Here is a 19043-nt window from a genome sequence, read left to right on the forward strand (position 1 = left end):
CAAAGCGATAATTCAGCGGCAAACCATTGGATTACAAACCTTGTTTTAAAAGTCTGTAAGCAGCTGAATGCTTGGAGCTTCAGGCAGCTATGCTTATATAATACTGCTTTTCCATCCTTGTTCTACCTATATAAGAAATTTTAACCTTGTTTATACACTATAGAGCAAAATTTGTTTTTCCGTCTAGTCTAAACATGCACGCCTCCCATAAATCAGATAACTTTTTTATGATTATCTTCTAAAAAATTATCGTTTGAGAGAGCTTATCCAATTAGGATTAAACGCACTATATCAATGTTTACATCATTAATATCTTATTGGAAAAACCAAAGAAAAGCAAGGCAATCATTTATTTAAGATTCTTTCACAAGTAAATTTCATTTTAATATTTTATTTAAAAGAACAAAAGCGCAGAGCGCCTGCTTAAAAACGTAGAGATTGGAGCGGCGCAACTGAGATAAAGGAAACACGGTGAGGTGACGAACCGATGTTGACTTATCGTAGGGCGTGACGTGAAATCTCCTAGTTTTTGGCGCTCTGCGCTGGACTCGGCTACTTTTCTATAAATAGTTATCCACAAGGCAATAATTCTATAATTTCCTATGCCACGAAAAAACTGAATCTGGCTTCAATGCCTGACTCAGCTTTTTAGAACATTTATAATAGAGCCTAAAAGATAAGCAAATTATAAATGTACAAAATAAAGTTTCTACTTCAATAATACCGAATGTACCACTTTAATACAAAGGTCCATTACTACTTCAAAATCATGTTCTTTTAAATAATGATAAGCCTCTTCGTTTACAATTCCCTGCTGTGCCCAAAACATTTTACAGTTTGTTTGTACAGCGTCCTTTGCAACATCCATTAAATGCTCCGGCCGGCGGAAAACATTAATAATATCAATAGGCTCCTTTACTTCTGCCAAAGAGCGATATGCTTTTTCTCCAAGAACCTCATCAAGAGTCGGATTTACAGGAATAATCTTATATCCTTCCTCCTGCATTCTTTTAGCGATTTGATGCGATGTTCTCTCTGGATTGGCAGATAATCCTACGACCGCAATTATTTTTGCTTCCGTTAGAATTTCTTTTAACCTTTCTTTACTTGGGTTTTCAATGGACATCTTCATTCCTCCTATATAATTATTCAATAAAACCATTTTCTATCAAGTAATCTCTGGCAACATCCTCTGCAGATGCGTCCTTATAATCCACTTGATAATTCATTTCTCTCATTTCCTCATCGGTAATTTTCCCGCTCAGCTGATTAAGAATATCCTCCAGTTCTGGATATTGCTTTAATGTATCGGCGCGCATTAATGGTGCTCCCTGATATGGCGGAAATAAATTTTCTGAGTCTCCCAAGGATACCAGCCCTAATTCTACCATATAGCTATCTGTCGCATATGCATCGATGACATTTACCTCACCGCCAGATATTGCACCTTGGCGCAGACCCGCATCCATCGTTTTCACCTCATTAAAGTTCAGGTTATACACTTCCTGCATCCCGACATAACCATCATAACGGTCGTTAAATTCCAATGTAAAGCCGGCAGTTATTTCATTTTCAATCGGCTTCAAATCAGAAATATCGTTAAGATTATTTTCTTCTGCAAATTCTTCTGTAACCGATACTGTATACGTATTATTAAACTGCATCGGCTCTAAAAGCTCCAAATTATATGCTTCTTTAATGCCGTCTCTCGCTTGTGCATACACCTCCTCTGCTTCATTAGACTCTGCTTGTCCATCAAGCAGCGAAACGATAACGGTCCCTGTAAATTCCGGATAAATATCGATACTTCCCTGCTGCAGTGCATTAAACACCATATCTGTTTTTCCAAGGTTAGGTTCTAACTCAACGGTAATATCACTTTCCTCCTCAATTAAAATTTTATAGATATTCATAATGATTTCTGGTTCTGCTCCTAATTTTCCGGCAATGACAATTTCACCTTTTTGGCTGTTTGGTATCATAAAAGGAATCGCAATCACAAGTACAACAATCAATAACATGGCTGCAAAAGCCTGCATTCCGTATTTCTTAGACAGCTTCTCAAATAAACGGAGAATAAAATCAAGAATAACAGCTAATAAAGCAGCCGGTATTGCACCTAATAAGACGAGTGGAATATCTCCTCCCCGATCCAAACCGAGTAAAATAATATCTCCAAGTCCGCCGGCACCGATCAAAGCCGCAATCGTCGTTGTGCCGACAATAAGCACCATGGATGTTCGAATACCCGCCATGATTACCGGCATCGCAATCGGCAGCTCTATCTTCATCAACTGTTTTCTGGTATTCATGCCCATCCCTCTGGCAGCTTCCTGTAACGCCGGATCAACTCCATCTATTCCTGTATATGTATTTCTGAGAATTGGCAGCAGTCCATAAAGTACAAGCGCAACAATAGCCGGCAGAATTCCAATTCCTAAAAAAGGAATTAAAAAAGCAAGCACAGCAAGGCTCGGTATTGTCTGTAAGACTGCCGATGTGCCAATAATAGGTTCGGCGACACGCGGATACCTCGTCAGTAAAATCCCTAATGGAACAGCAATTAAAATAGCAATACCAAGTGAAATTAAAGAAATCTGTAAATGCTCCCAAATTGCCTGGAGGAGCATATCCTGCCGATTCTGGAACACGTTAATAAATGAACTCATAAGATGCCTGCTCCTTCCTTTTCCTGCTGATAGAAGTATTGAAGCAGCTCATTACTTGTAACAACACCGACAGCTTTTTGATTCTTATCCACCACCGGGAAATGAGTCTGGTTTACTGAACGGATAATTGCATAAGCATCCTCTACTGTACTTTCGACAGGAATCGTCACAGCTTCCTTCTGCTCCATTTGATTTTCAAAAATTCCTTTTAAAATTTGATTCTTATCCACAAGCATGAAAAACCCATCGCTGTGCTCTATCACGTCATCAGTATTATCTTCCCTAAAATACGCTGCATCCTTCTTCATAACTTCTTTTATCGATTTTAACCATGGCGACTGCCGGTTTCCAATAAATTCTTCTACAAACTCATTTTCAGGATGTTTCATCAATTGTTCCGGTGACCCGCATTGAACAACACTTCCTTCTTTCATCAGGCAGATACGATCACTCATTTTTAACGCCTCGTCCATATCGTGGGTAACAAAAACAATCGTCTTTTTTATCTCCGTTTGCAATTTATTTATATCTATTTGTAATTGCTCCCGGCTGAGTGGATCGAGTGCGCTAAACGGCTCATCCATTAAGACGATATCAGGATCTGCAGCTAAAGCCCGGATAACACCGATACGCTGCTGCTGCCCTCCTGAAAGTTCACCTGGATATCGCTTTTTAAAAATGGATGGATCAAGTCCTACCATATCCAATAATTCATCTGTCCGTTTCTGCATTTTACTTTTTTTCCACTTCAGCAAATCCGGAACCACCTGAATATTTTCCTGAACTGTCAAATGAGGAAACAAAGCGATTTGCTGCAGAACATAGCCAATATTCCATCGTAATTCGTGAATGGAATATTCACTTACCGGCTTATCATCTATGTATATTGTACCTGCAGATGGATCTATCAGACGGTTAATCATTTTCATCGTGGTTGTCTTTCCGCAGCCACTGGGGCCAATCAATGTCATAAATTCTCCCTTTTCCACCGTTAGATTAAAACGGTCTACAGCGGTTGTCCCATCCGGATATGTTTTTGTAATATCTTCAAATGTAATCATCGTAATTCCCCCTTCATAAAATGATTCCCGATTGTACGTATTTAAAAACCTGACATCGCTTTATTTTTCACTATATATAAATTAGTGAATCTGTCTTTTTCATCTGACAAATAAGCCATTTATTCCATTGTTAAGCATTGTAACAAGCGTACTGTATTTTCAAATGACAGCCAGAAGGTAAAATCTTTATTTCAATTTACTCAACTTTCGCACCTAAGAATAAGCAACTATACCTTACTATTCCGGGATGTACATGTTCTACATTATCCTGCCTGCATGTTGTTAAATCATCCTACTAATGGAATGGAGATTGTTGTATAGCTCCGCTCCGACCAACCACTATGCTTTCCATGGGGACGGCTTCAGCTAACTTGAAAAGAAACCCGCTTTTCAAGTGGATCTTCAGCTCGCCCTGTTCCCATAGGAGTCTACGTGGTTGGTCTGCGCTCAGTCAGGCTTCTACAGCGCATGGAAGAAATAATATCCTGATGAAGTTAGATGAAATCATCGTTTTTAGCCTAAATAAACAATCATGCTGATGTTTCAAATGGTTTTTAGCAGTTCAAATCATGACAGCACGAATAATTCATATCGAGAATAGCTTTCATGCATCAAAAGTAAAGATTGCTGAGCATGTTTACCATGCAACACGAAAAATTTGTTCTGTCAGATCTACCTTTTATTTGTTCAGTTATTTCAGTATAAAACATCCTGCTAGCGGAGGCGGACCGTTTTGACTCCTGAGGGATTAGCATCTTCTGAAGATCCACTTTTGCCAAGTGCTCTTCTTGGCAAAAGTTAGCTGAAGAGCATGCCCCTAGGAAAGCAAAACGATCCGCCGCAGCGGTGGCTTTATCTTCTATCTTTGTCAACAGATATATGAAAGAAATGATCACACTCTGTCTCTGTAGATAGGAAGTTACTTTTTAAAGTGCGAAAGTTGAGTAATTTATAAAGATACGTATTAGAAAAATATAAATTTGCTAAAAGAACAGCTCAGATGCGCTTTTCTAAAAAAATTTGTACTTAAACAGATTGGTTCATGCTAAAATAACCATAGGAGCATAGAATAAGAATTTGGAAAAGAGAGTTGGGAACGTATGGATTATATTATTTTTGGGATTATCGCATATCTCTTAGGATCTATTCCATTTGCCTTAATTATTGGCAAAATAGGATATAAAATAGATGTTCGTGAGCATGGGAGCGGTAACCTTGGCGCAACCAATGCCTTTCGAGTACTTGGAATAAAAGCTGGAAGCATCGTTATTATAGGTGACATTTTAAAAGGAACTGCAGCTGTTTTATTACCTCAATTATTTGATGCAAATGTCTATCCTTTAATCATTGGTATTATAGCAGTCTTAGGTCATACTTATCCAATTTTCGCTAAGTTTAAAGGCGGAAAAGCTGTTGCAACATCAGGCGGAATGATTCTCGGAATTAATCCGTTTCTGTTTATTATCATGATTGCAACGTTCTTATTATCATTATATTTATCAAAATATGTTTCACTGTCATCCATGATTGCTGGAATTGTTGCCTTTTTTGCTTCCCTGTTTTTCAATGATATCGGACTGACGATTGTTATCTTTTTATTAACTGCTTTTGTAACCTATCGTCATTGGGCGAACATTAAACGAATAAAAAATGGCACAGAGCCTAAAATAACTTGGATGTAGAAAGCCGATAAATTGAATATTTAAGCCAAATTCAGTATACTAGTGGCTAGTTATAATTTTGATTGTTTAAGCATCTCAGGTATCGCAGATGTTTACAAGAAAGGGCGTTTTTTAATGCAGCAAATAGACACGATTTCATTAAAAAAACTTCCATCTAAGGAAGAAAGACATAGATTATTTGGTTCTGTCCCGCCTGGTGAGAAAAAAAAACCTACTGAAAAAAGCAAAATGGCTGATTTACAAAATGTAAAACGTGATTTTCTTTTTGATTTAGATACCGTTGGAATAGCAAATGTAAAATACCCTATTCGTGTTCTGAGCGGGCAAGCACCTTTTGAACAAACAACCATTGGGACGTTCACATTTTCATCCAGCATCCCTGCCAATAGTAAAGGCACAAACATGAGCCGTTTTATGGAGCTGTTAGAGCAATATCATCAAGGCGGTTTTACTATTTCCATTGATGACTTGAAACAGTTCACCAGAGATCTGGCTGATAAATTGGAACAGGAAGATGCCTATGTTTCTGTAAGCTTTCCCTGGTTCTATGAGCGTGAAGCGCCACAAACCCTTGCTTCGGGGCTGAATCATGCGGAAGCATCTGTTTCCGTACGTTATTCAAAACATGAGGATTATCAAATCAATGTTTCTTTAAAAGCACAAATAACGACATTATGCCCTTGTTCAAAAGAAATTAGTGAATACAGCGCTCATAACCAGCGCGGCAATGTGACGATCGAAACAGAGCTGGAGTCCAATTTTTCGAATGCAGATGATGATTGGAAGGTTCTTTTACTGGAAGCTGCTGAAAGTAATGCGAGTGCCAGACTTCACCCTGTTTTAAAAAGACCTGACGAGAAAATGGTAACAGAGCAGGCCTACGAAAATCCGAGATTTGTAGAGGATATGGTCCGCTTAATTGCAGCAGATCTCTATGAAATACCTTCAGTTATCAAATTTCATGTAGCATGCCGTAATGAAGAATCCATTCATATGCATGATGCAATTGCATCTGTTACGTATGATAAACGCAACGGACAAGGTTGATTTTAATATGAAATATATATTTATTGGACTTATTCGCTTTTACCAGCTCGCCATCAGTCCTTTTACGCCTGCAACCTGCCGTTTTCATCCCACCTGCTCTGCCTACGCTATAGAAGCATTTCGACGTTTTGGATTTTTTAAAGGTGGAATATTGACTATAAAGAGAATTAGTAAATGTCATCCGTTCCATCCAGGCGGGGTTGATTACGTTCCAGAGAAATCTGAGAAAAAGCATTAATAAAAGGGAGAGAGACAATGGACATTAAAGTATCAGAACAAGCTGCAAAATGGTATAAAGAAGAGTTAGCTTTAGAAAACGAAAAGAATGTACGATTCTTTCCAAGATATGGCGGAGTCGGCGGCAGAATTGCCGGTTTTTCTCTCGGAATTAAAGCAGAAGCACCGAAAAACGAAACTGCTTCAACCACGGTAGAAGGTATTCATTTTTTTGTTGAAGAATCCGATGACTGGTACTTTGAAGGAGCAAATTTATCTGTCTCTTACGATGAATCTAAGCAAGAACCAAAAATTGAATACCCTGAAACAAACTAACAAACTTACTATTAACCAACAAAAAGCGCAGAAAATTTCTGCGCTTTTGTTATTTAAATCGTTCTAATTGATTGAGCTTGTTTTCAGACTTTAAAATCTGCCATTGGTGATCACCAAATAAATCAAAATGAGGGTATTCAGGTCTTAAATCAATCCAGGATTCATCTAAATTATATTTCCTCCCCCACTCTTTTAGCTTCTCCAAATCACTGCAGCCAACTTTTGTCACTGTATTACAGCCGGGAAAACGGTCATCCAGCCAATAATGGGTGATAAAATCAATCTTTCCAGCACGCACATTGCGTTTCCACTGATTTAATTCATCTCTTTTTAATCCAAAAGCCATTCCTAATCCTCTTTCCCTAACTGTTTTTGATAAGCAGTATGCCAATCAGGGAACTTCCGGCGGATAGACAGCGGTCGAAAAGTGTCTTTATCAACAATCGTATGTGTTGTTGTACCAGTGATAGCCAAATCTCCAGCTCCATTTAAAATTTCATAGCGATAAACTGTACGTAAACCATCGTAAGCCTCCAGCCATGTTTTTACAACTGGTTTTTCACCATAGCGAACGGCGTTTTTATATGAAATTTGTGCATCGATGACAGGCGAAACAACATTATGCTTCTCCATGCCCTGGTGATAATTGAGCCCTAAAGCTTCCACAAATTTTGTACGCCCGATTTCAAACCATACCAGATAATTCGCATGATAGACGACACCCATCTGATCGGTTTCCTGATATCTTACTTCTATTGGTGTTTCTGTAATTAACAAGCGTTCTTCCTCCTCTTGCTTCCTGCAATCAATTCATTTCTTGAACCATTTCCTCCATATATTCATAATCCATCGGTCCCATTTTTCTCGGATGCTGTATCTTCCCATCTGTTCCGATAAAATATGTGGTTGGTGCTGCATAAACAACATATTGATCAGACACAGTGTTATCTTTATCTAAAGGTACAGGAAATGTATATCCATGCTCCTCGATAAATTCCTCCGCATCCGATACGCTATTTTCAACGTCAGTCAGATTAACAGTGACTACCTCCACTTCTTCCTGATAGTCCTCATAGAATTTCTGCAGTTCAGGCATTTCTTCTATACAAGGAGGACACCAGGAGTACCAGAAGTTCAAAATTACTTTCTTCCCCTGCAATTCTGAAAGTCGAAAGCTGTCTCCTTCTAATGTTTCGAGTTCAAAATCAGGAGCTTGCTCACCGGGTTCAACTCCAGCACTTTCAGCGGGAGCAATGGCAGCACCCTGGCCGGAAGTTCCATCGTCTATCAGTACTGATTCTTCTTCTCCGTCTGCAGTATTGTCCATCAATCTGTCTTGAACAATATTAACAATAACAATCCCCACAAGCACTAATAATAAGGCAAGGGCAAATATCCGTTTATACACTTCTTATCTCCTACCATCCCAATTAATTGGTTTCCTTCTTCTATCGTAAAGAGGAACTTGAAATTTGTAAAGAATAGAGCCCCGGGAAAACCATAGAAAAAGAGCCTTGCCTGATTTGCAGCAAGACTCTCTTCCTTATAAAGCAGCAGGCTGCTTATGCTTTTACTTTTTCACGCAGTACCATACGTAAGATACCGCCGTGACGGTAGTAATCAATTTCAACATCACTATCAAAACGGGCAACTGCTTTAAATGTAGTTACTTTACCAGCTTCATCTGTTGCAGTTACATTAACTAAATCACCCGGTTTTACAGATTCATCAACATCTACAGCAAATGTTTCTTTACCTGTTAAACCTAAGCTTTCAGCGTTTTGGCCTTTTTCAAATTGCAACGGTAATACACCCATCATAACAAGGTTAGAACGGTGAATACGTTCGAAGCTTTCAGCAATAACTGTTTTGATTCCTAACAGATTTGTACCTTTTGCAGCCCAGTCACGGGATGATCCCATACCATAATCTTTTCCGCCCATAACAATAAGACCTGTTCCGTCTTGTTGATATTTCATCGCAGCATCATAGATCGGCATTACATCGCCAGTTGGCCAGTAAGTAGTGTAACCACCTTCTGTACCAGGAGCTAACAGGTTACGGATGCGGATGTTAGCAAACGTACCACGCATCATGATTTCATGGTTACCACGGCGAGACCCGTAAGAGTTAAAGTTTCTTGGTGAAACTCCTTTTTCTTGCAAGTACTTACCTGCTGGCATATCTTTTGCAATTGCGCCTGCCGGAGAAATGTGATCTGTTGTTACAGAATCTCCAAATAATCCGATAGCACGTAATCCGCTGAGTGGTTCAACCGTGCCGGCTTCCGGAGTCAGTCCTTCAAAGAATGGAGGATTTTGGATATAAGTAGAATCCTCATCCCATTCAAATAACGGCTCATCTGTTGTATCAATTTCATTCCATTTTTCATTGGAATTAAATACATTCTCATATTCTTTGCGGAAGATTTCCGGAGTAACTACTTTCTGAACCTCTTCTTTAATTTCAGTAAGTGTTGGCCAGATATCTGACATATAAACGTCATTACCCTCTGTATCCTTACCAAGAGCATCTTTTGTTAAGTCAACATCCACTGTTCCTGCCAGTGCATAAGCAACTACAAGCGGTGGTGATGCTAAGTAGTTAGCTTTTACAAGCGGATGGATACGTCCTTCAAAGTTACGGTTACCTGATAATACAGAAGACGCAATTAAATCACTTTCAGCAATAGCTTCTTCAATTTCTTCACGTAAAGGTCCAGAGTTACCGATACATGTTGTACATCCGTAACCTACAAGATTAAAGCCAAGTTTATCTAAATAAGTTTGTAAGCCGGCATCTTCTAAGTAACGTGTTACAACCTTGGAACCTGGTGCCAGTGAAGTTTTTACATATTCAGGAACTTCGAGACCTTTTTCAACAGCTTTCTTTGCAACAAGACCTGCCCCTAACATAACATACGGGTTAGATGTGTTTGTACAGGATGTAATTGCCGCAATAGCAAGGCTGCCGGTTTTCATAACAGAAGTTTTACCATTTGGATGCTTGATTTCAACTTCTTTATCAAATTCAGCTTTATCTAATCCAAATCCCTGGTTTCCTTCTTTTGCAGTAATTGCTTTATTAAATTCTTTTTTCATATTAGACAGTGGAATTAAATCCTGCGGACGTTTTGGACCGGAAAGATTCGGTTCCAGCTCTGTAAGATTAATTTCAATTACCTGAGTATATTCAGGGTCAGCATCATCTGCATCATACCATAAATTATTTTCTTTACAGTATTTTTCAACAGTTGCAATCAGCTCATCGTCACGGCCGGTTAATTTTAAATAATCAAGCGATTCCTGATCGATTGGGAAGAAACCACAAGTTGCACCGTATTCCGGTGCCATATTAGAAATAGTGGCACGGTCAGCTAATGGCATATCCTTCAGCCCCGGGCCGAAGTACTCTACGAATTTACCAACTACGTTTTGCTCACGCAATACCTGTGTTACCTTCAATGCAAGATCAGTCGCTGTAGTACCATTCGGGAATGAACCTGTGAATTTCACACCGATTACTTCCGGAGCCGGGAAATAAGAAGGCTGCCCGAGCATACCTGCTTCCGCTTCAATTCCACCAACACCCCAGCCCAGAATACCCAGACCATTGATCATTGTTGTATGAGAGTCAGTTCCTACAAGCGTATCAGGGAACGTGTCATAAGTGCCGTCTTCATTTTCCAGCGCGTGTACAACATCAGCTAGATACTCCAGGTTAACCTGGTGAACAATACCTGTTGCCGGCGGTACCGCACGATAGTTGTTAAATGCTTTCTGAGCCCAGTTTAAGAACTGATAGCGCTCAGCATTACGCTCAAACTCTAATTCCATATTTGCACGCAACGCATCTGCTGTTCCATATTGGTCAACCTGTACAGAGTGGTCAATAACCAGATCCACTGGAACTTCCGGATTGATTTTGTCCGGCTCTCCGCCAAGGTCTACCATTGCTTTACGAAGGGAAGCAAGGTCAACAACCGCAGGTACCCCTGTAAAGTCCTGTAAAATAACGCGGGATGGTTTAAAAGGTACATCAGCTCCTGTAGCCTTATCTGTTCCCCAGTTTGCCAGTGATTCAACATGTTCATTTTTAATTTGATGTCCATCATGCTGTCTTAATAAAGATTCTAAAAGAACACGGATAGAAAATGGCAAGCGGTCAACCTTACCTAATCCTGCTTCTTCCAAATTCTTTAAACGGTAATAATTATACGTTTTACCGTTCAGCTCGAACTGCTTTTTTGCATTGTACGCATTTGTGTTCGACATATTGTGTTACCCCTTTCATTTCCTCTCCTCCCCGGCATTTCGCAAGGAGGTATTACTTTTTTTAATCAATACTGCTATTCAAATAAATAGACTGTTCATAGTATATAATATAGGAATCTAGCAAATAAAACAAATAATTATTGTTAAATAGTAGATAGTAAAAAGTTATGCCAAGAGATAAATCTTACTTATACAATCCCTAAATTATTGATAGTGAAAATAATACAAGTGCTGCATATCCTCTTAATGTTTTGTAAAAAGACCGCTTAACCGCCAAAAATAATTTTATAAGTCCGATTCATTATCTGCCTTTGGAAAAATAATTTCAAAAGTACTCCCTTTGTATTCATTATTATACATATGAAAATCTGCATCATGGTTACTGAGGATTTTTTTAGTAATTAACAGACCCAGTCCTGTCCCGGATGATTTTGTTGTAAAAAAAGGTTCCCCAAGCCGGTGCAGAACTTCTTCCGGCAGCCCGCAGCCTTCATCAATAACAGAAATTTTTATTTTATCATCTTCTTCTTTTGCTTTAACAATAATTTGTCCGGGCTGATCCATGGCTTCAATAGCATTTTTCACCAGGTTAATTAGAACTTGTTTAATTTGAGAACGATCACAAAGAACCGATGCATTTGTAATGCTCTGCAAATGTATTTGAATATTCTTTTGATTTGCCTGTGATTGTAATAACATTGCTACGTCCTGCATCATACTTGTTACTTCTTCCTTAGAACGATTATCTGTCAAAGGCTTCGAAATAAATAATAATTCTGATGTAATTGATTCGATTTTTTCAACCTCTTCAATCATCACGTTAAAGTATTCCTCCTTATGCTGGGCCCCCGCCTGGAGTAGTTGCAAGAAACCCTTCAGGGACGTAAGCGGATTACGAATTTCATGCACNATGGAATCTTCTGTTTTTTTCTCCAGATAAGCTAAAATTCTTTTTTCTGTATTAATACCAGCTAAAGTATAATTTAACTCACAGGAAAAAGAAAACTCTTCTCCTTGTTTATTAGAAATATCGATTAACAGATTTTTTTGTTCCACTTTGTCATCAGCCAAAAACTGTGTTGTAATCTCAGAATCTATTCTGATTGGAGCATCCTTCCACGTTTTACCGATTACTTCTTTTGGTTCATAGCCAAGTATCCTATAGACAGAATCACTGACATATTCTATCTCACCGCTTAGTTTGAATGCTACCACAATTCCTTCGATTTTCTTACTCAGCCATGAAACAATGGCTGCTGAAAGCGCTGCATCGGGGTGTAAATTATGACGACTTTCAGAACTTTGTAAGCCATTAGGCAGTTCATTTTTTTGTTTTTTATCCATACCCATGCTCCTTCCAGAAATTATTATAAATAATATGTATGATTATGACGAAACAATTATGAATACTTGTGTATATTTCTTAATAACTTTATAATATAAAAGTAAGGAATGATGACAATGGTTAAGTTAATGTTACTACAATTTTCTAAAAAAATAAATTGATAGTTTATAATAATTAGCAATATTCGTAATTTTTCTTGTGAGATTAAGGTGAGGTGTACGATGATATCACTTATTGTTATAATGTGGGGCTGTTTATTAATAAGTTTAATGGCAATCGGTGGGTATTTTATGTTTCGGAAGTTCTTAAAACGGCTGCCCAAAGAGGACGGACGTTCCATTATGGATTGGGAAGAGTATTATTTTGAACAGACATTACATAAATGGTCCCAAACAGAAAAAGACTTTTTGGAAGAGCTGGTTTCACCGGTCCCTGAATTGTTCAGAGATGTTGCCAGACAAAGAATCGCCAGTAAAATTGGAGAATTATCCATTCAAAAAAATGAGGAATCCATTACTCGTCCTACACTAATTGAAGGATATATTTTAGCAACACCAAAAAGAGACCATAAATTTCTCCGCAAAAAACTGAAGGAAAAAAATATTGATATTGCTCCCTATGAAGATTTTTTCCGGCAGTCAAGAGATAATTATCAGGAGAATTGGGAAGAGAAATATAAGCAGAAAAAATCATAGTTTGCAAATCTCTGGGATAAATAAGTATCTCCTAATAGAAAAATGATTTTCGTAAACAAAAAAGCAAAGTGCTTAAATTTCCGCACTTTGCTTTTTTGTTAATTGTAAATACTGATAAAGCATAGCCAATCTCCATGTTCCTATCATTCCTAAAGCAAGTAAAAAGAACATGCCGGATGTTTCACCAACAGAGATGCTTGTACCAATAATCAGCTTTATGATAATACGGATCACCAGCAAACTGACCAAAATGACAGGAAACATCTTTGATGGCTTAACATAAATATGGCCCCCTTCATGCTCTAATTTTGATGTTTTAATTAAAAAAATAGAAAATATCATTCCAACAATAAGCGCTTCTGCAACTTGAAGCCAACTTATCTGAAACATTGGAAATAAGAACATAAACGCACCGGTACTCATAAAAAACGGAGGCAGAATAATGCTTTTTACAGATGCCGGTCTTCTGGAAGCACGCATCCGTACAAATATCATCACAATTGCCATAAATGCAAAAACAGCCGTTGTCGCAATTGCTAAATACATACCTAACAACTCTTTTCTCTATATTCTGGCAAGCATCGCTCAAAAAATTATCCGATGCTTTTCATCTTCTTGTTTAACATCTTTCTTTTAATCATAACTCGAAATGATGTTATTTGAAAGCATTTAAAACCCGCTAAAGCCGAATAAACCCGCTAAAAATCCAGTTAATTTTGTCATCCAATCAAAAAATAAGGCAATCCCAACAAAAATCATTATCCAGCCTCCGATTTTCACCATTCTTTGGCTGTGCTTTCTAAACCATTTTAATTTGCCAATAAAGAAGGCCAGTACTAAAAAAGGAATAGAGAACCCTAAAATATAGCTGATCATCATAATTAGTCCAGTATCGGGATTTGTTGCAGCGAGTGAAAATACAATACCAAGAATTGGTCCCGTGCAAGGTGTCCATCCTAAGGAAAAGGCCATGCCAATTATAAAGGAACCCAAATAACCTGCCGGGCGATTTTTAAAGTGAATTTTACGATCTTTCATGAGAAACTGAAAATTTAATACACCGACGATAACTAAACCAAAAAAGATAATTAAAATAGCACCAATTTGTCTTATTTCATTTTGATACGTGTCTAAAAACCCGGCAATATAATACGTTGCCGAATAACCAATCACAACAAAAATACTTGAAAAACCAATTAGAAAGCATACCGTATGTAAAATTGCTTTTCGATCAAGTCTTTTATCATCCTGATTTATTTCATCCATGCTCATTCCTGTAATATAAGATAGAAATACAGGATACAACGGTAGAACACAAGGCGAAATAAATGAAAGAAAGCCCGCTGAAAAGGCTAAGAAAATATTAATTTCCTCCATGGTAATCCCCCTATCAATCATTTCTATTCTAACAGAGAAATACAAAAATAAAAGATTATTTTATGACAATCTCTATACATTTTACGAATGGAACCGGAAAAAGATGACTAAGGAGATTATATTGTATTCTTTCCTGTATATGATACTTCTTTGCCAACAAGAAAAACCACCTTCTAAAAAGTGGTTTTAGTGCTTGTCCATAAAATAATTATAAATTATTTCCCAGACTGATTTTGATTATTCATCGCCCGCATCATCTGATTAATTTTCTTCTGTGATGGCTTTTGACCCATTTGCATCATCAATGTACGAAGCATTTGCTCATTGATTGGCGGATTCTTTTTCAAGTAGTTCATCATATATTTTCTAGCAATGAAAAATCCAAGAGCAACACCAGCAATTAAAGCTGCAATTGCGATTAATACTACCCATATCGTACTCATGTTACAAAATTTCCTCCTTCGTGTTGTCTCTAATACAGTATATTAGATTAAAGGAAATTATACAACACTTGACTTTCATCATCCTGTGCTTTTACCGGCTTTGGAGAAATCCATCCATACTGAGGTGTATCCTTCCCCTGCACAAAAAAATAAGGATGAATATCTTCTAAAATAGGGAACAGCACTGATACTGCAGAAACTAAATGATTACATTTTAAAATTAACTGCCCATTCTCGATATATAGACAAAGTGTTTCTTCTCCTTTTTTTACGATCACTCTATTCCCGATCCGTTTTATCATGATATCAGGTGAAGAAAACGTCTTTAAATGCATAGCAAACTTATAAAAATGGATTTTTCTGGTTATGAATCGAAATTGCTTTCTAATTATAATCTCATCCTGTTTTTCAGCACATTCTAAAAAGAATCGATGTAATAAATCACTTTTATGAAAATAATTTTTTGCTACACTCTCTTCTATCCAATAAATTGCATATTCATTCATCACGCATTCCTCCTTTGACTATTATTATAGAGGAATCTATTTCCGAAAGTTGTCAAAATAGTGCGCAAAGAACAACTTCTTTTGTCGAAACTAGAATAATAAAAGAGAGAGGCACTTTCACCTCTCTCTTCATTGATATAAAGTATATAAGCTTTCCTTATTTTGTAACTTCTTCAACCAATTTAACAACATTATCTACTGTAAAGCCAAATTTCTCAATTAATAGATCACCATTTGCAGAAGCACCGAATCGATCAATTGTAAGGGTCTTTCCTTCAAAGCCGACATAACGGTCCCAGCCAAATGACGCAGCCATTTCAAGACCGACTCTGGCTGTTACTTCTTTAGGAAGTACTTCATTTTTATATGCTTCATCCTGTGCTTCGAAACGATCCCATGAAGGCATACTTACAACCTGAACATCAACACCCTTTTCTTTCAGAGCTTCTTGAGCTGCAACTGCTAATTGAACTTCAGAACCTGTAGCTAAAAGAAGCGCATCTGGTGTTTCTTTTTCAGATTTACTTACTATATAAGCACCTTTTTTAACCCCTTCATAGGCTAATTCTGCTGTATTAGCTAATGTAGGAAGATTTTGACGGGTCAACACAAGAGCTGTAGGCTGATCTGTTGATTCCAGAGCCAGTCTCCATGCTGCCTGTACCTCGTTTCCATCAGCCGGACGAATTAAAGATAGATGAGGCATCGCACGTAAAGCAGCTAAATGCTCCACAGGTTCATGCGTTGGACCGTCCTCACCAACTGCAATAGAATCATGTGTAAATACATATGTTACAGGTAAATTCATAATAGATGCAAGGCGAATAGATGGACGTAAATAATCGCTGAACACAAAGAATGTTCCGCCAAACACATGAAGTCCTCCATGAAGAGCCATACCGTTTAATGCAGCACCCATTGCGTGTTCACGTACACCAAACCAAACATTACGTCCGGCATAATCTGCTTTTGTAAAATCATTTTCATCGTTAATTGTCGTTTTATTTGATCCTGCAAGGTCCGCACTTCCGCCAAAGAAGTTTGGAACAGTTTTTGCCACTGCATTTAATACTTCTCCTGAAGAGGCACGTGTAGCAAGTTTTGATCCTTCTTCATATACCGGAAGACTTTCATGCCAGTTTTCAGGAAGCTCACCTTTCAATGCAAGGTCAAATTTCTCACCTAATTCTGGATATGCTTCTTTATAAGCGGCAACAAGTTCATTCCATGCAGATTCTTTTTCTGAACCGTCGGCAACAATCTTCTCTTTGAAGTCTGCATATACTTCATCAGATACATAAAAATCCTCATGGTTCCATTTATAATATTCTTTTGTTAACTTCACTTCATCTGCTCCGAGTGGAGATCCATGTGAAGCACTGGAAGCAGACTTATTCGGAGAGCCATAGCCGATAATTGTTTTCACTTCAATTAATGTCGGCTGGTCTTGATTTTGCTGTGCTTCTTTAATCGCCTGGCGAATGGCATCAACATCATTTCCGTCTTCCACGCGAAGTACTTGCCAGCCATATGCTTTAAAGCGCTGTTCCGTGTTGTCAGAGAATGCACGATCCAAATCGCCGTCTAATGAAATATCATTTGAATCATAGAGAGCAATCAGTTTACCTAAGCCAAGATGACCGGCTAACGATGCTGCTTCATGAGAAATTCCTTCCATTAAATCTCCGTCACTGACAATCGCATATGTATAATGGTCTACCACATTATACGCTTCTTTATTATAAGTAGCACTAAGATGTGCCTCAGCCATTGCCATTCCAACTGACATAGCAATTCCCTGGCCTAACGGGCCGGTTGTTGCTTCCACACCGTCAGTATGATGTACTTCCGGATGTCCTGGAGTTTTAGAATCCCATTGACGGAATTCTTTTAGATCATCGATAGATACTTTATAGCCGGATAAGTGCAATAGACTGTAAAGCAGCATAGATCCATGACCGGCAGACAAAACAAAACGGTCACGATTGAACCATTTTGAATTTTTCGGGTTATGATTCATAAAATCTGTCCAGAGGGTATAAGCCATAGGCGCTGCCCCCATTGGTAAACCAGGATGTCCGGAGTTTGCTTTTTCAATCGCATCAATGGATAACGTACGAATCGTATTAATGGATAGCTCTTCAATTTGTTGTGTCATTATTTTTCTCCTTCCACTTCAAAACATATTCTATTTCTATCTCTATTTTATAATGAAATCCTACACTATACAAGCTAAGTCAGTATCAAGATTGTGAAGAATTAATGTTTTTTACTGCGTTCCTGATAATCACGGAGCTTTTGTGGAGTAACATCATTACCTTCCGGGTCAACTACTGTCATCCCTTTCAAATGATTTTTAAAAGAACCCCGTACATTTGCTAGATACTCTTTTCGCAATAGCTGCTGCTCATTTTTTTCTTCTTCTGTTAATCCTTCATTCTTTGCTTTATTGGCTAAAATATTAATTCTATCCAGTTTATTTTTAGACAACATATAACTTGTCCCTCCTTCTACTAAAAAAACAGGAGATAAACTTCCTGTTATTCTATCTTACGCTACGATTAATTTTCATTCAAGGAATTGATATACTCCTGATACCGCCGGTGAATCGTTGCTTTTGATGCCTCAAAGCCCAGCCCGTTTAAAACCGTTGTAATCTCTTGAAACGTTAATTTATTCTGACGAAGCCGGACAATTTCTTCAATCGGGATTTCAGTCCGCTCTCTTCCCGGAGACTGATTGATATGATTTAAATTTTTTTGAGGATTATATCCATTTGATACAGCACGCCGCATTCCCCGTCTTATCTTCATATTATGTAGTTTACGCTGATATTCTTCCACTATACCGACAATATTTAGCACCATAGAGTCAGCTTCATTCATCTCCAGTCTTCCCTCATGTGTAATTGTATAAATAGGGATACCCATTTTCCGAAGCTGATGAAATAAAGCTATTTTTGTATTTCCTCTTCCTAACCTTGTTTCATCTTGAATACAAAGACAATCAGCTTCTTGATGTGAAAAATAATCAAGAAGCTTAAAAATACCATCTCTATCTATGTCATATCCACTGGCCTTTTCTTCAATGCAATCCACAACAGTAAAATTTAATTTCCCAGCCAGTAGGGTTAACTCTTCATATTGTCGTTGAAGTGAGGTTTCCTGTGTTTCTTTCTCTGTACTTACCCGACAATAAATTATTGTTCTCAATGTTTTATCCTCCAATAGAAAATCACTCTTTTTTCATCTATAAAGTAAAATGCACCTTAAAGAGTACGTTCATAAGTCTAATAAAAATGAAACAGCTAATTTCTTCATACTTTTAAGAACACGCACTTAAAATAATTTATTTTACCAACACTGCAAATTTTATTTACTCTCTGTAAAACA

At 37.8% G+C, this 19043-nt stretch carries 20 protein-coding genes; 5 read left to right on the plus strand and 15 right to left on the minus strand.

The annotated features are described in order from the left end of the window. Nucleotides 1–709 precede the first annotated feature (709 nt). From IEX29_RS22880 to IEX29_RS22890, 3 genes are read right to left on the minus strand one after another with little or no spacing between them, the layout of a single operon-like run. Nucleotides 710–1126: a CoA-binding protein gene (locus IEX29_RS22880; RefSeq protein ID WP_188737587.1), complete on the minus strand. Its 417-nt coding sequence runs from the start codon at nt 1124–1126 to the stop codon at nt 710–712. A 19-nt stretch (nt 1127–1145) separates the two neighbouring features. Further along, on the minus strand, nt 1146–2669 hold the full coding sequence (locus tag IEX29_RS22885) for an ABC transporter permease/substrate-binding protein (RefSeq protein WP_188737588.1): 1524 nt from the start codon (nt 2667–2669) through the stop codon (nt 1146–1148). After that, nucleotides 2666–3730: an ABC transporter ATP-binding protein gene (locus IEX29_RS22890; RefSeq protein WP_188737590.1), complete on the minus strand. Its 1065-nt coding sequence runs from the start codon at nt 3728–3730 to the stop codon at nt 2666–2668. Before IEX29_RS22890 ends, IEX29_RS22885 begins: the two co-directional genes overlap by 4 nt. Nucleotides 3731–4830: 1100 nt before the next feature. Here IEX29_RS22890 and plsY point away from each other — a divergent pair. The 4 genes from plsY (at nt 4831) to IEX29_RS22910 (ending at nt 7011) form a co-directional block, all read left to right on the plus strand. After that, nucleotides 4831–5412 carry a glycerol-3-phosphate 1-O-acyltransferase PlsY gene (gene plsY, locus IEX29_RS22895; RefSeq protein ID WP_147210426.1) on the plus strand — a complete coding sequence of 194 codons (582 nt, stop codon included), beginning with the start codon at nt 4831–4833 and terminating at the stop codon, nt 5410–5412. A gap of 114 nt (nt 5413–5526) precedes the next feature. Then, a complete protein-coding gene (folE2, locus tag IEX29_RS22900; protein ID WP_188737592.1) occupies nt 5527–6459 on the plus strand; it encodes a GTP cyclohydrolase FolE2 in 933 nt (310 codons plus the stop codon). 7 nt (nt 6460–6466) lie between these two features. Then, a complete protein-coding gene (gene yidD / locus IEX29_RS22905) occupies nt 6467–6697 on the plus strand; it encodes a membrane protein insertion efficiency factor YidD (RefSeq protein WP_188737593.1) in 231 nt (76 codons plus the stop codon). A gap of 17 nt (nt 6698–6714) precedes the next feature. Then, a complete protein-coding gene (locus tag IEX29_RS22910) occupies nt 6715–7011 on the plus strand; it encodes a HesB/YadR/YfhF family protein (RefSeq protein ID WP_188737595.1) in 297 nt (98 codons plus the stop codon). A 49-nt stretch (nt 7012–7060) separates the two neighbouring features. Here the strand turns inward: IEX29_RS22910 and IEX29_RS22915 are convergent, their stop codons facing one another. The 5 genes from IEX29_RS22915 to IEX29_RS22935 all read right to left on the minus strand — a co-directional run bounded on the left by IEX29_RS22915 (nt 7061) and on the right by IEX29_RS22935 (nt 12635). After that, nucleotides 7061–7357: a hypothetical protein gene (locus IEX29_RS22915; protein ID WP_188737597.1), complete on the minus strand. Its 297-nt coding sequence runs from the start codon at nt 7355–7357 to the stop codon at nt 7061–7063. 2 nt (nt 7358–7359) lie between these two features. Next, complete coding sequence (locus IEX29_RS22920) at nt 7360–7788, minus strand: acyl-CoA thioesterase (RefSeq protein ID WP_188737599.1); 429 nt, start codon at nt 7786–7788, stop codon at nt 7360–7362. 28 nt (nt 7789–7816) lie between these two features. Beyond that, the gene (locus IEX29_RS22925; RefSeq protein WP_188737601.1) at nt 7817–8419 is read right to left on the minus strand and encodes a TlpA family protein disulfide reductase; all 603 of its coding nucleotides are present in this window, start codon (nt 8417–8419) and stop codon (nt 7817–7819) included. A 154-nt stretch (nt 8420–8573) separates the two neighbouring features. Continuing rightward, nucleotides 8574–11285 carry an aconitate hydratase AcnA gene (gene acnA / locus IEX29_RS22930; RefSeq protein ID WP_188737602.1) on the minus strand — a complete coding sequence of 904 codons (2712 nt, stop codon included), beginning with the start codon at nt 11283–11285 and terminating at the stop codon, nt 8574–8576. Between the two features lie 285 nt (nt 11286–11570). Beyond that, nucleotides 11571–12635 carry an ATP-binding protein gene (locus IEX29_RS22935; RefSeq protein ID WP_444544100.1) on the minus strand — a complete coding sequence of 355 codons (1065 nt, stop codon included), beginning with the start codon at nt 12633–12635 and terminating at the stop codon, nt 11571–11573. A gap of 216 nt (nt 12636–12851) precedes the next feature. On the opposite strand from IEX29_RS22935, the gene IEX29_RS22940 reads away from it, so the two are divergent. Beyond that, nucleotides 12852–13325, plus strand: a complete 474-nt coding sequence (locus IEX29_RS22940) for a DUF2621 family protein (protein ID WP_188737605.1) — start codon at nt 12852–12854, stop codon at nt 13323–13325. A gap of 72 nt (nt 13326–13397) precedes the next feature. On the opposite strand, the gene IEX29_RS22945 is transcribed toward IEX29_RS22940, so the two are convergent. The 7 genes from IEX29_RS22945 to IEX29_RS22975 all read right to left on the minus strand — a co-directional run bounded on the left by IEX29_RS22945 (nt 13398) and on the right by IEX29_RS22975 (nt 18863). Further along, nucleotides 13398–13871, minus strand: coding sequence for a CcdC family protein (locus tag IEX29_RS22945; RefSeq protein ID WP_188737607.1), 474 nt, complete (start codon nt 13869–13871; stop codon nt 13398–13400). Nucleotides 13872–13994: 123 nt separating this feature from the next. After that, nucleotides 13995–14702 carry a cytochrome c biogenesis CcdA family protein gene (locus IEX29_RS22950; RefSeq protein WP_188737609.1) on the minus strand — a complete coding sequence of 236 codons (708 nt, stop codon included), beginning with the start codon at nt 14700–14702 and terminating at the stop codon, nt 13995–13997. A 215-nt stretch (nt 14703–14917) separates the two neighbouring features. Further along, the gene (locus IEX29_RS22955) at nt 14918–15145 is read right to left on the minus strand and encodes a YneF family protein (RefSeq protein ID WP_042534680.1); all 228 of its coding nucleotides are present in this window, start codon (nt 15143–15145) and stop codon (nt 14918–14920) included. A 47-nt stretch (nt 15146–15192) separates the two neighbouring features. Then, entirely contained in the window at nt 15193–15651 is a 459-nt protein-coding gene (gene sirA, locus IEX29_RS22960) for a sporulation inhibitor of replication protein SirA (protein ID WP_188737611.1), read from the minus strand. Nucleotides 15652–15808: 157 nt separating this feature from the next. Then, a complete protein-coding gene (gene tkt, locus IEX29_RS22965) occupies nt 15809–17809 on the minus strand; it encodes a transketolase (protein ID WP_188737613.1) in 2001 nt (666 codons plus the stop codon). 101 nt (nt 17810–17910) lie between these two features. Beyond that, on the minus strand, nt 17911–18144 hold the full coding sequence (locus IEX29_RS22970; RefSeq protein WP_188737615.1) for a DUF896 domain-containing protein: 234 nt from the start codon (nt 18142–18144) through the stop codon (nt 17911–17913). Nucleotides 18145–18212: 68 nt separating this feature from the next. Further along, nucleotides 18213–18863 (minus strand): YneB family resolvase-like protein, encoded by a 651-nt coding sequence (locus IEX29_RS22975; RefSeq protein ID WP_188737617.1) that lies wholly within the window; start codon nt 18861–18863, stop codon nt 18213–18215. Between the last annotated feature and the right edge of the window lie 180 nt (nt 18864–19043).

Origin of the sequence: Oceanobacillus neutriphilus (assembly GCF_014645515.1) — a bacterium.
In the GTDB taxonomy this organism is placed as follows: domain Bacteria; phylum Bacillota; class Bacilli; order Bacillales; family Amphibacillaceae; genus Oceanobacillus; species Oceanobacillus neutriphilus.

Coding starts and splice junctions, on each gene's coding strand:
- IEX29_RS22880 (WP_188737587.1), bottom strand. CDS start 1,126: ATGTCCATTGAAAACCCAAGTAAAGAAAGGTTAAAAGAAATTCTAACG.
- IEX29_RS22885 (WP_188737588.1), bottom strand. CDS start 2,669: ATGAGTTCATTTATTAACGTGTTCCAGAATCGGCAGGATATGCTCCTC.
- IEX29_RS22890 (WP_188737590.1), bottom strand. CDS start 3,730: ATGATTACATTTGAAGATATTACAAAAACATATCCGGATGGGACAACC.
- plsY (WP_147210426.1), top strand. CDS start 4,831: ATGGATTATATTATTTTTGGGATTATCGCATATCTCTTAGGATCTATT.
- folE2 (WP_188737592.1), top strand. CDS start 5,527: ATGCAGCAAATAGACACGATTTCATTAAAAAAACTTCCATCTAAGGAA.
- yidD (WP_188737593.1), top strand. CDS start 6,467: ATGAAATATATATTTATTGGACTTATTCGCTTTTACCAGCTCGCCATC.
- IEX29_RS22910 (WP_188737595.1), top strand. CDS start 6,715: ATGGACATTAAAGTATCAGAACAAGCTGCAAAATGGTATAAAGAAGAG.
- IEX29_RS22915 (WP_188737597.1), bottom strand. CDS start 7,357: ATGGCTTTTGGATTAAAAAGAGATGAATTAAATCAGTGGAAACGCAAT.
- acnA (WP_188737602.1), bottom strand. CDS start 11,285: ATGTCGAACACAAATGCGTACAATGCAAAAAAGCAGTTCGAGCTGAAC.
- IEX29_RS22940 (WP_188737605.1), top strand. CDS start 12,852: ATGATATCACTTATTGTTATAATGTGGGGCTGTTTATTAATAAGTTTA.
- IEX29_RS22945 (WP_188737607.1), bottom strand. CDS start 13,871: ATGTATTTAGCAATTGCGACAACGGCTGTTTTTGCATTTATGGCAATT.
- IEX29_RS22950 (WP_188737609.1), bottom strand. CDS start 14,702: ATGGAGGAAATTAATATTTTCTTAGCCTTTTCAGCGGGCTTTCTTTCA.
- IEX29_RS22955 (WP_042534680.1), bottom strand. CDS start 15,145: ATGAGTACGATATGGGTAGTATTAATCGCAATTGCAGCTTTAATTGCT.
- sirA (WP_188737611.1), bottom strand. CDS start 15,651: ATGAATGAATATGCAATTTATTGGATAGAAGAGAGTGTAGCAAAAAAT.
- tkt (WP_188737613.1), bottom strand. CDS start 17,809: ATGACACAACAAATTGAAGAGCTATCCATTAATACGATTCGTACGTTA.
- IEX29_RS22970 (WP_188737615.1), bottom strand. CDS start 18,144: ATGTTGTCTAAAAATAAACTGGATAGAATTAATATTTTAGCCAATAAA.